Consider the following 12,673-nt stretch of genomic DNA (forward strand, 5'->3'; position numbering starts at 1 on the left):
CAGAGCGTCCTAGCGCAGGCGAACCGCGATATACTGCGGCGAGCCGCCACGACGCTGGACCCGTAGCAGGACCGCGTCGCGATCGTCGGACTGTGCGCCGCGAACGATCTTTTCCAGATCGGCGACATCGACCAGCGGGTTGTAATTCGCCGTCAGCAGGATGTCCCCGCGACGCAGGCCCTTGCGCGCCGCGTCGGAGTTCTGGTCGACCGAAGCAACCACCAGGCCGCGCGTAGCGGCATCCGCGCCCAGCTGGCGGGCGATTGCCGGCGTCAGTTCGAGAACCTGAAGGCCGAGGCTGTTCTCGATCACCTCGTTGTCGCTCGGCGCCATGTCGTCTTCCGGCTCGGCGTCGGGATCGAACATCTGGCTCTGGCGAAGCTCTTCCTCGCTCGGGCGCTTACCGACGGTGACGTTGATCTGTCGGCGCTGGCCATCGCGCATGACTTCGACCGGGATGGTCGTGCCCGGCGCGATATTGGCGACGAGGTAGGACAGCGTCTGGTCGGGTGTGACCTCGCGGCCGTTGACCGTAAGCACGATATCGCCCGGCTCGATGCCCGCGCGCGCGGCGGCTTCGCCCGGCTGGACCATCTGAACGATCTCGCCGCGATTACGGCGCAGGCCGAGCGAGGCGGCGACATCGTCGTTCACCGGCTGGATCTGGATGCCGAGATAGCCGCGCTCGATCTCGACGCCGCGGACCAGCTTGTCGACGATGGGCTCGGCGGTCTCGGCGGGAATCGCAAAGCCGATGCCCACGCTGCCGCCGGTCGGCGAAATGATGGCGTTGTTGATGCCGATCACATTGCCCTGCATGTCGAACAGCGGACCGCCCGAATTGCCGCGGTTGATGCTGGCATCGGTCTGGAGATAGCGGTCGTAAGCGCCGCCACCCGCGCTACGCAGCACGCTGGAGACGATGCCGCTGGTCACAGTGCCGCCAAGGCCGAAGGGGTTGCCGATGGCAATCACCCAGTCGCCCACGCGTGCCTGGCGCGAATCGCCGAAGGTCACGAAGGGAAAGGCCTCGCGGCGGCTGATCTTGAGCACGGCGAGATCGGACTGCGGGTCGGTGCCCACGACTTCGGCTTCGTATTCGTTGCCGTCGGGAAGGGTGACGGTCACCTCTTCCAGCTCTGCGCGCTGGCCGGGAGGGTTCACCACGTGATTGTTGGTGACGACATAGCCATCGGCCGAGATGATGAAGCCCGAACCCAGCGACTGGCCTTCGCGGAACTGCGGTTCGGCATCCTCGGTTTCGCCGCGGCGCTGGTTGAAGAGGTCTTCGAAGGGCGTGCCTGCGAAGGGATTGGTGTTGCGGCTCGCAACCTCGATCCGCTGGCGGGTGGAGATGTTGACCACCGCCGGCTGCAATTGCTCGGTCAGGTCGGCAAAGCTTTCGGGCGCGCCGGCGCGGGGCACCACGCGGGCCATCTGGCTGTCGTCGTTCTGGGCGACCTGCGCTCCGGCCGGGAACCCGGCAAGGGAAAGGGCGGCACCACCGGCAAGCAGGGTGGCGGTTACGGAATAGGCATATCGCACTGGCTTCACGTCCTTCTCAGTATCCTCGTAAAATCGTCACGGGCGAGGGGGTCTGCATATCCTATGCAGCCCCCCGCCTGCGGTTCCGGTCCCTCATGCTGGCCCCGCGCGCTGAACGCGTCTTGAACGGGCTGATCGCGAGACGGAATGCTTCGACGAAGCGTCAACGCCGTCCGCGGAATTGCTGCAGGTACTCATTGTCGGGAGAGAGGATGATGCTGCTCGCAGCGTCGCCATTCTCGGCCGCGAAGGTCGCATCGTAGCTCTGCATCGCGCGGTAGAAATCGTAGAAGCTGGCGTCCTTGCCGAAGCTTTCGGCATAGATACGCGCGGCTTCCGCGTCGGCTTCGGCGCGGATGATGCGGGCATCGCGTCCGCCCTGCGCACGGATCGTGCGCGCTTCGCGCTGGCGATCCGATTCCATCCGGGTGAAGGCCGACTGCAGCGGCGCTTCGGGAAGGTCGGTGCGGGTGATCTGCACGTCCACCACCTCGGCGCCGTATTGGCGTGCCTGGCGGTCGAGATTGGCGCGCACGTTCTGCAGGGCCGAGCCGCGTTCGGCGGTCAGCATGGCCTGGAAGGTGCGGCGACCCAGTTCCTGGCGCAGCACGGAGTTCAGGATCGGCTCGAGCGCGGTGCGCACGCCCTCCGTGGAACCGGCGCGTTCGACCATGCGCACGGGATTGGTGATACGGAAGCGCGCATAGGCGTTGACGAGCAGGCGCTGCTGGTCGTTCGAGAGGACTTCCTCGTCGTTCATTTCGAGGTCCAGCAGGCGCTTCTCGATCCGCACGACCTTGTCGACGAAGGGCCAGCGCCAGTGGAGCCCGGCGCCCATCTGGCCGTTCGGCGTGTTGATCGTGCCGACCGGTTCACCGGTGCGCACTATGACGACCTGCTCTTCCTCAGGCACGACGTAAGCGCTCAGCATCAGCGCCACGAGCGCGAGGCCGGCCGCGATGATCGAATAGCGGTGATCTTCCCACAAACGCTGCATCTTACTGTCCTCCCGGCGCGGTCACGGTGGTGGCGGGGCCTTCGGTCTGCTGCGCCCGGCGCCGGATTTCGGGAAGCGGGAGGTAGGGCGTCACGCCCGTGGCTTCCACGATGGTCTTGTCGGTCTTCGAAAGCACGCGCTCCATGGTCTCGTAATAGAGACGCTGGCGGGTCACTTCGGGGGCAAGGCGATACTGTTCGTAGACCTTGTCGAAAGCTTCCGCCTCACCTTGCGCCTGTGCGAGCACCTGCTGGGCATAGCCCTGTGCCTGGTTGCGCGCGGCGTCGGCGTTCTGTTCGGCGACCTGCACGTCGCGGAAGGCGTCGACGACCTGACCCGGCGGGTCGGCCTTTTCGATTTCGACACCCAGCACGCGAATGCCGGCCTGATAGCTGTCGAGAGTGCGCTGCATACGCTCGCGCACGTCCTGCTCGATTGCGGCGCGGCCCTGGCCCGAGAAGGTCTCGTCGAGCTGCTTTTCGGCAACCGCGGCACGCATGGCGGCTTCGGCGGCTTCGTTCACCGTCTCGACCGGATCGACCACGCGGAACTTGTAATCGGCGAGGTCCTTGATGTTCCAGCGCACGATATAGCTCAGATCGACGAGGTTCTGGTCGCCCGTCAGGATCAGCTTCACCTGGTTGTTGTTGCCCGGAATGCGCACGGCGCGCACGCCCTGAACGTCTTCAACATCGACCGTTTCGATCGGGAAAGGCGCGGAAAACTTGAGGCCGGAATCCAGCGTGCGGGTGTAATTGCCGAGCGTCTTCACCACCGCCTGCTGCTGCGGGCCGATCAGGTGGACGCTGGTCGCCAGAAGGCCCAACGCAATAATCCCGACCACGGCGACCGGGAACCAGCTCTTGCCGCCGGGGCGCTGGGGGAAGCGGAAGTTGGGACCGCCACCACCACCGCCGCCCTTGCGGCGCGGGCCTTCGGGGCCGCGGTTCTTGAAGATGTCCTCGATATTGGGGCCGCGACGTCCGTCGCCGCCGCCAGAGCCGGGCGGAAGCCAGGGGTTGCGCGGGCCGTTGCCCTTGTCGCCGCTTCCCTTGTCGCCCTTCGGCGCATCACCGTCACCGGAGCCCGACGAACCGTCGCCGCCCGTGCCCCAGGGATTCTTGCCAGCCATTGCGAGGCCGATCCTTTGTCCAAACCCGTCCAGAATTCTCATAACTGTCTTATAGGAAGGGTTTGGAGGAAAAACAGGGGTTGCGGTGCGCTTTTCGATGATACAGCAGCGCGATCCATGAGCCGCGCCGATTTTTCCGCCGATTTGCCGCCCGAAATTGCCGCCCGCGTCACCGGGTCGGTCCTTAACGAGGGGCGTGCCACTGTCGTGCTGGACGTCGCCGGAGTAGGCGAGGACGCGCGGGGCGCGCTCGAACGGGCCGTTATAAAGGCGCTTTCCGGGCGCGCGGACGTCAGCGATGTGCGCGTCGTCATGACGGCCGAGCGCAAGGGCCCGATGATCATCGCCGTGGGTTCGGGCAAGGGCGGCGTGGGCAAGTCGACGCTGACCGCCAACCTCGCCATTGCGCTGGCGAAGAAGGGCGTGAAGGTCGGTCTCGTCGATGCCGATATATACGGTCCCTCGCAGCCGGTGATCTTCGGCAGCCAGTCCGTGAGGCCGGACGCGCGCGACAACAAGCCGGTGCCGATCGAGAGCAAATACGGCGTCCCGCATCTCTCGATGGGCCATCTTGTCACCCCCGGCAAGGCGCTGGCATGGCGCGGGCCGATGGCCTCGGGCGCGATCACGCAACTGCTCGAAGCGCATTGGAGCAGCGAAACCGAGGTTCTGCTGGTCGACCTGCCGCCGGGCACGGGCGATGTGCAGCTGACCATGATCCAGAAGTTCAAGCCAGCGGGCGCGGTGCTGGTCTCCACGCCGCAGGACCTCGCGCTGATCGACGCCGCGCGCGCCGGGCAATTGTTCGACACGGCGGGCGTCCCGGTAATCGGGCTGGTCGAGAATATGTCGGGCTACGCCTGCCCCCATTGCGGTGAGGTGTCCGACCCCTTCGGCGCGGGCGGTGTCGAGGCGGCTGCCGGGCGTTTGGAACTGCCCTTCCTCGGGCGCATCCCGCTCGACATGGCGATCCGGCAGGGCAGCGACGCGGGCGATCCTCCGGCGGCAGGCGACGGGCCGATGGCCGAACCTTTCAACGCCATCGCGACAAGGCTGGGCGAATGGATCTCCGCGAGAAGCTGAGCGCCCTTCCGGTCTCGCGCCGCAAGCTCCTGGCGGGTGCGGCGGCAGGCGGGGGATTGCTCCTCGCCTGGACCTTCTGGCCGCGCGCCTATCCCAGCCCGCTCATCGCGCGCGAGGGCGAGGCGCTGTTTGGCGGCTGGATGACCATCGGGCAGGATGGCGTGGTCAGCGTGGCCGTGCCGCAGCTCGAAATGGGGCAGGGCGTCGGCACGCTGCTCGCCCAGATCGCCGCGACCGAACTGGGCGCGGACTGGCGGCAAGTGGGCATCGAGCCCGTCGCCCCGGCGGGTTTCTTTGCCAACCTCCCGCTGGCCGCCCAGTGGTCGCCGCTTTGGGAGGGCTTGTTCGGCGCAAGCGACGATCCGCAGGACAGCGCGGTCACCCGCTTCGCCCGTTCCCGCGATTTCTCCGTCACTGCGGCGGGGACCAGCCTCGCCGCTTACGAACTGCCCTTGCGCGAAGCGGCGGCTAGCGCGCGCGATATGCTGGTGCGCGCCGCCGCCGACCGCTGGGATGTCGAGCCGGAAGAATGCGAGGTCGCCGAGGGCTTTGTCATCCACGAGGAACGCCGCCTGCCCTTCGGTGCGCTGGTGGACGAGGCGGCGCAGCTGGATCCGCCCGATCCCGCGCCCTTGCGGCCCATGCCCGCCTTCGAGGAGCCGCTGCCGGGCGAGGGCGATGCGTCGACCATCTTCCCGCGGCTCGACCTGCCTTCCAAGGTTGATGGCAGCCATATCTTCGCGGCCGATATCCGCCTGCCGGGCATGGTCTTCGCGTCGATCCGCCACGGTCCGCACGGCTTGCCCGAATTGCTGCGCTTCAACGAGGACGCGGTGGCAGGCACGCGCGGGCTGGTCGGCGTGGTGAAATCGAAGCGCTGGCTCGCCGCGGTGGCCGAAAGCTGGTGGATCGCCGATCAGGCGCTGGCGAAGATGCGCCCCTATTTTACGGGGCCGGGCGCAGTCGAACAGGTCATACTCGACACCGAGATGGAGCGCGCTCGCGAAGACGCGGGCGAGCGGGCGGAGCGGATCGAGACTATCGGCGAACCCGACTCCCTGATCGGCGAGGCGCAGGTGACGCGCCGCTACGATGTTGCGCCCGCCCTCCACGCGCCGCTCGAAACCGCCTCGGCCACCGCGCGATTGGCCGACGGGCGGCTCGAGCTCTGGATCGCCTCGCAGGCTCCGGCGGCGGCGCGCGATGCGGCAGCCAAGGCCGTCGGCCTCTCGCCCTCCGACGTGATCCTCTACCCCGTTTCGGCGGGCGGCAGCTTCGACGCGCGGCTGGAGAAGCAGCACGCGATCGAAGTCGCGCAGATCGCCGCCGAGATCGGGCGACCGGTCCAGCTCACATGGTCTCGCGCGCAGGACCTGCAGATGGTGCCGCCCCGCGCGCCGGTTTCGGGCGAGATCAGCGCCACGATCGGTCCGCAGGGCCAGCCCGTCGCGTGGCGCGCGCGCATCACCGCGCCCTCGTGGATGCGCGAGACTGGTCATCGCCTCTTCGACAATTACGTGCCCGAAGCCGCCCGGCGCGAAAGTGTGGGCGAGGCCGATGCCTTCGCGGTCGAAGGCGCCGTGCCGCCTTACAGCATCGCCCATGTCGCCACCGAACACGTGCCCGCACGCATCGGCCTGCCAACAGCAAGGATGCGCGGCGGGGCGCATGGGTACACCGCCTTCTTTACCGAGTGCTTCGTCGACGAGCTGGCGCGCAACGCCGGACGCGACCCCTTCCTCTATCGTATGGCGATGCTGGGCGGCGCCCCGCGCATGGCCGAGGTGCTGCGCCGCGCCACGCGGCTGGGGGACTGGGACGGCGGACAGTCAGGTTCGGGGGAAGGTGTCGCCATGGTCCGCATGGGCCGCGACCCGCTCACTGCAGGCCACATCGCTTGCGTCGCCCACGTCCGCCGCGGCGAAGGCGGGATTGCGGTGACGCAACTGAGTGCGGTGGCCGACATCGGCCGCGTGGTGAACCTCGACCTTGCCCGGCAGCAGATCGAGGGTGGGCTTCTCTATGGTCTCGGCCTCGCGCTCGGTGCGCCGCTGACCTTCGACAGCGGCCATCCCGTGCCGCGCACGCTGGGCGAGATGCGCTTGCCGGGTCTTGCCGAAGTGCCTGACATGCGCATCGATTTCGTCGCCAGCGATGCCGAGCCCTTCGACGCCGGCGAACTGGGCGTGACCGTGTCAGGCCCAGCAGTGGCCAACGCGCTGTTTGCCTTGACGGGCGAGCGTTCTTACCGTTTGCCGCTTTCCGTATGACCTGGCAGCCGCAGACCCTTCCCGCAGACCATCCCCCGGTGAAATCCGGCGGCGTGGGTGTCCTGATCGTCAATCTCGGCACGCCCGACGCGCCTGAGCCGGGTCCGGTGAAGCGCTATCTCGCCGAATTCCTCTCCGACCGCCGCGTGGTCGAAATTCCGCCGATTGCCTGGCAGCCGATCCTGCGCGGCATAATCCTCAACACGCGGCCGAAGAAGAGCGCGCACGCGTATAGGCAGGTCTGGACCGACGAAGGCTCGCCGCTCGCCGTGATCACGCGCCAGCAGGCCGAGGCCATGCAGGCGCGGCTGGGCGACAGCGTTACGGTCGACTGGGCCATGCGCTATGGCACGCCCTCGATCCCGGAGCGGCTGAAGGCGCTGATGGACAAGGGCTGCGAGCGCATCTTGCTCGCCCCGATGTACCCGCAATATTCGGGCGCGACGACGGCGACGGTTGTGGACAAGGCTGGGGAAGCCTTGGGGAAGATGCGTTGGCAACCCTCCTTGCGCACCCTGCCGCCCTATCACGACGACCCGGCCTATATCGACGCGCTGGAGGTGGACCTCACCCGCCAGCTCTCCGCACTCGATTTCGAGCCGGAGGTCCTGCTTTTAAGCTTCCACGGTATGCCCGAGCGCACGCTTCACCTCGGCGATCCCTACCACTGCCACTGCATGAAGACCTCACGCCTCTTGCAGGCGCGGCTCGATGGCCGGGGGTTTCGCATCCGCACCACCTTCCAGTCCCGCTTCGGGCGCGCGAAATGGCTGGAGCCGGCAACCGATCACGTCATCGCCGAGGAAGCTGCCAAGGGTACGAAGCGCATGGCGATCGCCGCGCCGGGCTTTTCCGCCGACTGCCTCGAAACGCTGGAAGAGCTGGCGATGCAGGGCCGCGACCAGTTCCTCGAAAAAGGCGGAGAGAAATTTGCCGCGCTCACCTGTCTCAACACTTCGGATGTCGGCCTCGCGATGCTGGAGACGCTGCTGCGGCGCGAACTTTCAGGCTGGATTTAGATTGCTAATTGCCACTTAACCATTGCCTTGGCATAGTCGGCCCATGGCAACTCTCGCAGCACACGACCCGATCCCCACCCACTGGACGGAGGGCGCCCCTTCCGCAGACGATCTTGCCCACATTCCGGGCGAAGGCGGCTGGCCCGTGGTCGGCAACACTCTGAAGATGCTGAAGGACCCGCACGCCTTCACACGGCGCATGGTCGAGACCTATGGCCGGGTGTACAAGAACAAGGCCTTCGGTGGCTGGAATGTCGGTCTGATCGGTGCCGATGCGAACGAGCTGTTGCTGTTCGACCGGAATAAGAACTTCTCCTCCGAGCAGGGCTGGGGCCCGATCCTCGACCAGCTTTTCCCGCGCGGGCTGATGCTGATGGATTTCGACCATCACCGCGCTGATCGCCGCGCGCTGTCGATCGCCTTCAAGCCGGGCCCGATGCGCCACTATTCGGGCAGCCTCAACCGCGGCATCGCGAAGAAGGTGGAAGACTGGGGCGAAGGCCCGATGCAGTTCTACCCCGCGATCAAGACGCTGACGCTCGACCTTGCCGCAGACAGTTTCATCGGCATCGAGTGGGGGCCGGAAGCCGACAAGATCAACACCGCCTTCATCGACATGGTGCAGGCCTCGGTCGCGCCGGTGCGCAAGCCCTTGCCCTTCACGCAGATGAAGCGCGGGGTCGACGGCCGGAAGTTCCTCGTCGATTTCTTCACCGCCGAAACCCACCGCCGCCGCGCCGAGGGCGGGGGGCAGGACATGTTCAGCCAGTTCGCCACCGCCGAATACGAAGACGGCAGCCTCATGCCGGTCGTCGAGGTGGTCGATCACATGAACTTCCTGATGATGGCGGCGCATGACACCATCACCAGTTCGGCGACTTCGCTGATCTGGCTGCTCGCCAAGCATCCCGAATGGCAGGAAAAGCTGCGGCAGGAAGTGGAAAGCGTGACCGGCGGCATCGGTTCGGACGGACGCCCGCGCGATCTCGACTATGACGATATGGGCAAGCTCGACCTCGTTGAAATGGCCTTCAAGGAAGCGCTGCGGAAGGTTCCGCCGGTCCCTTCCACCCCGCGCCGTGCGCTGCGCGAATTCGAGTTTGGCGGCTATCGCATCCCGGCCGGCACGCACGTCGGCATCAACGCCTATTTCGTGCATCACGAGGAAGAGCACTGGGACAACCCCCATGCCTTCGACCCGATGCATTTCACGCCGGAAAACGTGAAGGCACGCCACAAGTACGCCTGGGTGCCCTTCGGCGGCGGCGCGCATATGTGCCTCGGCCTGCACTTTGCCTATATGCAGGTGAAGATCCTGATGGCGCAGTTGCTGCCGCGCTACCGCATCGAACTGGTGCAAGAGCCGGACTGGCAGCCCTGGCCGATCCCCAAGCCCCGCGATGGCCTGAAGATTTCGCTCAAGGCGATCTAGCTAGAAATCAATCGCGATGCCGTCCTTGACCCAGTCGCCATAGCGCGTCGGGCTGAGGTCTTCCTCGTCCTTGACCTTTTGCGGCTTGGGCGGCGGTTCGTTGCTCCAGTGTTCGGGCTTCTCGAATGTCTCGGGCCGCTTGGTCGCGCGTTTTGTCATGGCCCTAAAATGCGCAGGCTGGCGCAGGGTTTCAAGTGCGGGTAGGGGCGCATGGCAATGGCAAAGCCTCCCGGAATCCACGCGCGCCGCGCCGCGCTTCGCCTGCTCGACGCCGTCTTCCGGCGCGGCGAGACGCTCGACATCGCCTTCAATGCAGCGACCAAGGACGTGCGCAAGTTCGAGGACAAGGCGCTCGCCCGCGCCATCGCGAGCGAGGTGCTGCGCTGGCTGGTCGATCTCGACACGGCCATCGACAGCGCGACGAAGAAAGCGCTGCCGGAGGATTCCAAGGCCCGCATGGTGCTGCGCATGATGCTTGCCCAGTGGCTGCGTCTAGACACTCCGCCGCACGCCGTGATCGCCACCTGCTTGCCGCTGCTTGCGGGCGGCCCGCGGCGGCTGGCGCATGGCGTGTTTTCCACTCTGACCAAGCGAGAGATTGCTCTCCCCGAAGCGCCAACAATGCCTGAGGAGGTGGCGCAGCGTTGGGGCGAGCGCTCCGAAGACATCGCAGGGGGCCTCGCCGAACCGCCGCCGCTTGACCTCACGCTGAAGGATCCCACCCAGACCGAGATTTGGAAAACGAAGCTCGCCGCCGACAGCCTGCTACCGGGTCACCTGCGCCTGCCGCGCGGGGAGAATGTCGAGAAGCTGGCCGGGTTCGCGGAGGGTGAATGGTGGGTGCAAGACCTCGCGGCCTCTCTTCCCGCGCGCCTGCTCGGGGCGGGTGAAGGGCGCCACGTCCTTGACCTGTGCGCCGCGCCCGGCGGCAAGACGCTCCAGCTCGCCGCGCAGGGCTGGCAAGTCACCTCGCTCGATATCTCCAAGCGGCGGCTCGACCTGCTCAAGGCCAATCTCAAGCGGACCGGTCTCAAGGCTTCCGCCGTGCGCGCCGATGCGCTTGCGTGGGAGCCGAAGCACCATTTCGACGCGATCCTGCTCGACGCGCCCTGCACGGCGACCGGGACCGCGCGCCGCCACCCCGACGTCATCCACCGGATCGGCCAGCGCCAGATCGAGGAGATGGCGGAATTGCAGGCCTCGCTGCTTGCCCGCGCGGCGGAGTGGCTCAAGCCCGGAGGCGTCCTCGTCTACGCGACTTGCTCGCTCGAACGCGAAGAAGGCGAGGGGCAGGACCTGCCTTCCAGCCTCACAATCGCGCCGATTGCTGCGGACGAATTGCCCGATGGCATCAGCCCTGCGGGCGACGGCACGCTGCGCACCGACCCGGGAATGCTGCTCGAAAACGGGGGAATCGATGGATTCTTCATCGCACGGGCGATCCGCGGGGCCTGATTTGCGGCACAAATAGGGCAGGGTCCGGCTCAACTCGTCGCACCCCCGGCCCGAACCGCCCCCTGCCGGGCGAGCCTGAAAGCTTCGTTCATTTTCGTGAAAGGCCGCTGGCAACAGCTAGGCCCTCGTTAATTCGACCGCGGGCTCTTTCGACCCGCATATCCGTTAAGCCTATCAGGTAGACATTCCATAACCGGACCAGCCCATCCCCCGGGCGACCGGACATGATGCCGTTACCCCCCTCATCCGGCGTCGCATTATCTAGGAGTATCCCCAAGTGACTGCATTTACGAAGACCGCAGGTATCCCCCTCCTGCTTTCCGCCCTGGCCCTGCCGCTGGCAGCTCCGGTCGCCGCCCAGGACAACACCGACATCGACGTCTATGGTTCGGCCCTGACCGAAGGTCCGGAAGTCGAAGGCATCATCACCGCGCGCAGCGGCGACAAGATTCAGGTGACGATGGAAAACGGCCAGAACACGACGATCATCGTCGACGAAGGCACCGAAGTTAAGGCCACTGGCGGCTTCCTCGGCCTCGGCAGCAAGACGCTGCGCACCAGCCAGCTGATCAACGGCCTGCCGGTAGAAGTCGAAACCCTGCAGTTCCAGGGCGGCCTCGTCGCCAAGCAGGTGAAGCTGAAGGCTTCGGATCTCGAAACCGCAGCGATGATCCGCGGCGCAACGCAGCAGCAGTTCGCCGAACACCGCGCCGACATCGACGCCAACGCCGCTGCCGCCGAAGCGCTGCGTGGCCGCATGGCGAACATCGACCAGTACAACGTCCGCGGCGTGACCAACGTCTATTTCGACAGCGGCAAGTGGGCGATTTCGCCTGAAGGCCAGCGCGAGATCTGCGACATCGCTTCGCAGGCGCAGGAAATGGACAACGCCCTCCTGCTCGTCGTCGGCTACACCGATTCGGACGGTGACGAAGACTACAACCAGGTCCTCTCGGAGCGCCGTGCAGGCCGCGTCGTGAACTACCTGCAGCAGAAGTGCGGCTGGCAGCCCTGGCGCATGCTGACCCCGACCGGCATGTCCGAATCGGACCCGGCGGCCGACAACAGCACGCCCGAAGGCAAGGCGCAGAACCGCCGCGTTTCGGTGAACATCCTCGTCAGCAAGGCCACCGAAGAAGGCTGAGCCTGACCACAGGACAAAAAGAAGGGGCGGCCTTTAGCGGGCCGCCCCTTTTTTGTTACGCGTCGTCCTTGAGATATTTCTGGAAGCTCTTCCTGAGCTTCATCAGTTTGGGCGGGATGACCGCGAGGCAATAGGGGTTCCGTTGGCCTTCGCCTTCCCAGTATTCCTGGTGGTAATCCTCTGCCGGATACCATTCGCCGGTTTCGATCGTCGTCACCGCACTCTGGCCGGGATGCTCCTCGTTCCAGCGGGCGATCGCCGCTTCGGCGGCCTCGCGCTGGTCTTCGGCGGGGAAGATGGCGCTGCGATATTGCGTGCCGATATCGTTGCCCTGCCGGTTGAGCTGGGTCGGATCGTGCGTGCCCATAAACACGTCGAGGATCTGATCGAGGCTGATCTGGTCCGCATCATAGGTCACGCGCACACCCTCGGCGTGGCCGGTGTTGCCGGTGCAGACTTCCTTGTAGGTCGGGTTGGGCTGGTCGCCTCCGATATAGCCGCTTTCGACGCCGGTGACGCCGATCACGTCCTTCATCACCGCCTCGGTGCACCAGAAGCACCCGCCCGCGACGATAACCTGTTCCTGAGCCATGTCT

The 12,673-nt window shown here is 66.1% G+C and carries 11 protein-coding genes; 6 read left to right on the plus strand and 5 right to left on the minus strand.

The genetic code is table 11. The features are described from left to right. Nucleotides 1-9: 9 nt before the first annotated feature. The 3 genes from K3148_RS07955 to hflK all read right to left on the minus strand — a co-directional run bounded on the left by K3148_RS07955 (nt 10) and on the right by hflK (nt 3,674). Nucleotides 10-1,545, minus strand: a complete 1,536-nt coding sequence (locus tag K3148_RS07955) for a Do family serine endopeptidase (RefSeq protein ID WP_221426661.1) — start codon at nt 1,543-1,545, stop codon at nt 10-12. A 163-nt stretch (nt 1,546-1,708) separates the two neighbouring features. Beyond that, on the minus strand, nt 1,709-2,542 hold the full coding sequence (hflC, locus tag K3148_RS07960; RefSeq protein ID WP_221424307.1) for a protease modulator HflC: 834 nt from the start codon (nt 2,540-2,542) through the stop codon (nt 1,709-1,711). Between the two features lies 1 nt (nt 2,543). After that, nucleotides 2,544-3,674, minus strand: a complete 1,131-nt coding sequence (hflK, locus tag K3148_RS07965) for a protease modulator HflK (RefSeq protein WP_247711517.1) — start codon at nt 3,672-3,674, stop codon at nt 2,544-2,546. Nucleotides 3,675-3,986: 312 nt separating this feature from the next. Here hflK and K3148_RS07970 point away from each other — a divergent pair, with 312 nt between their 5' ends. The 4 genes from K3148_RS07970 to K3148_RS07985 are packed head-to-tail and all read left to right on the plus strand — an operon-like array spanning nt 3,987 to nt 9,478. Next, nucleotides 3,987-4,757, plus strand: coding sequence for an Mrp/NBP35 family ATP-binding protein (locus tag K3148_RS07970; RefSeq protein WP_247711679.1), 771 nt, complete (start codon nt 3,987-3,989; stop codon nt 4,755-4,757). Continuing rightward, the gene (locus tag K3148_RS07975; RefSeq protein ID WP_221424310.1) at nt 4,736-7,027 is read left to right on the plus strand and encodes a molybdopterin cofactor-binding domain-containing protein; all 2,292 of its coding nucleotides are present in this window, start codon (nt 4,736-4,738) and stop codon (nt 7,025-7,027) included. Before K3148_RS07970 ends, K3148_RS07975 begins: the two co-directional genes overlap by 22 nt. Next, nucleotides 7,024-8,046, plus strand: a complete 1,023-nt coding sequence (gene hemH, locus K3148_RS07980) for a ferrochelatase (protein ID WP_221424311.1) — start codon at nt 7,024-7,026, stop codon at nt 8,044-8,046. The genes K3148_RS07975 and hemH overlap by 4 nt, the downstream gene beginning before the upstream one ends. Before the next feature lie 43 nt (nt 8,047-8,089). Continuing rightward, nucleotides 8,090-9,478, plus strand: a complete 1,389-nt coding sequence (locus K3148_RS07985; protein ID WP_221424312.1) for a cytochrome P450 — start codon at nt 8,090-8,092, stop codon at nt 9,476-9,478. On the opposite strand, the gene K3148_RS07990 is transcribed toward K3148_RS07985, so the two are convergent. Next, nucleotides 9,479-9,637, minus strand: a complete 159-nt coding sequence (locus K3148_RS07990; RefSeq protein ID WP_221424313.1) for a DUF1674 domain-containing protein — start codon at nt 9,635-9,637, stop codon at nt 9,479-9,481. Nucleotides 9,638-9,694: 57 nt separating this feature from the next. Here K3148_RS07990 and K3148_RS07995 point away from each other — a divergent pair, with 57 nt between their 5' ends. Then, on the plus strand, nt 9,695-10,933 hold the full coding sequence (locus K3148_RS07995) for an RsmB/NOP family class I SAM-dependent RNA methyltransferase (RefSeq protein ID WP_247711518.1): 1,239 nt from the start codon (nt 9,695-9,697) through the stop codon (nt 10,931-10,933). Nucleotides 10,934-11,210: 277 nt separating this feature from the next. Next, on the plus strand, nt 11,211-12,077 hold the full coding sequence (locus K3148_RS08000; RefSeq protein WP_221424315.1) for an OmpA family protein: 867 nt from the start codon (nt 11,211-11,213) through the stop codon (nt 12,075-12,077). 55 nt (nt 12,078-12,132) lie between these two features. Here K3148_RS08000 and msrA read toward each other — a convergent pair whose 3' ends face one another. Further along, a complete protein-coding gene (msrA, locus tag K3148_RS08005; RefSeq protein ID WP_221424316.1) occupies nt 12,133-12,669 on the minus strand; it encodes a peptide-methionine (S)-S-oxide reductase MsrA in 537 nt (178 codons plus the stop codon). Nucleotides 12,670-12,673 lie beyond the last annotated feature (4 nt).

Source organism: Qipengyuania aurantiaca (assembly GCF_019711375.1).
Taxonomy (GTDB): Bacteria; Pseudomonadota; Alphaproteobacteria; order Sphingomonadales; family Sphingomonadaceae; genus Qipengyuania; species Qipengyuania aurantiaca.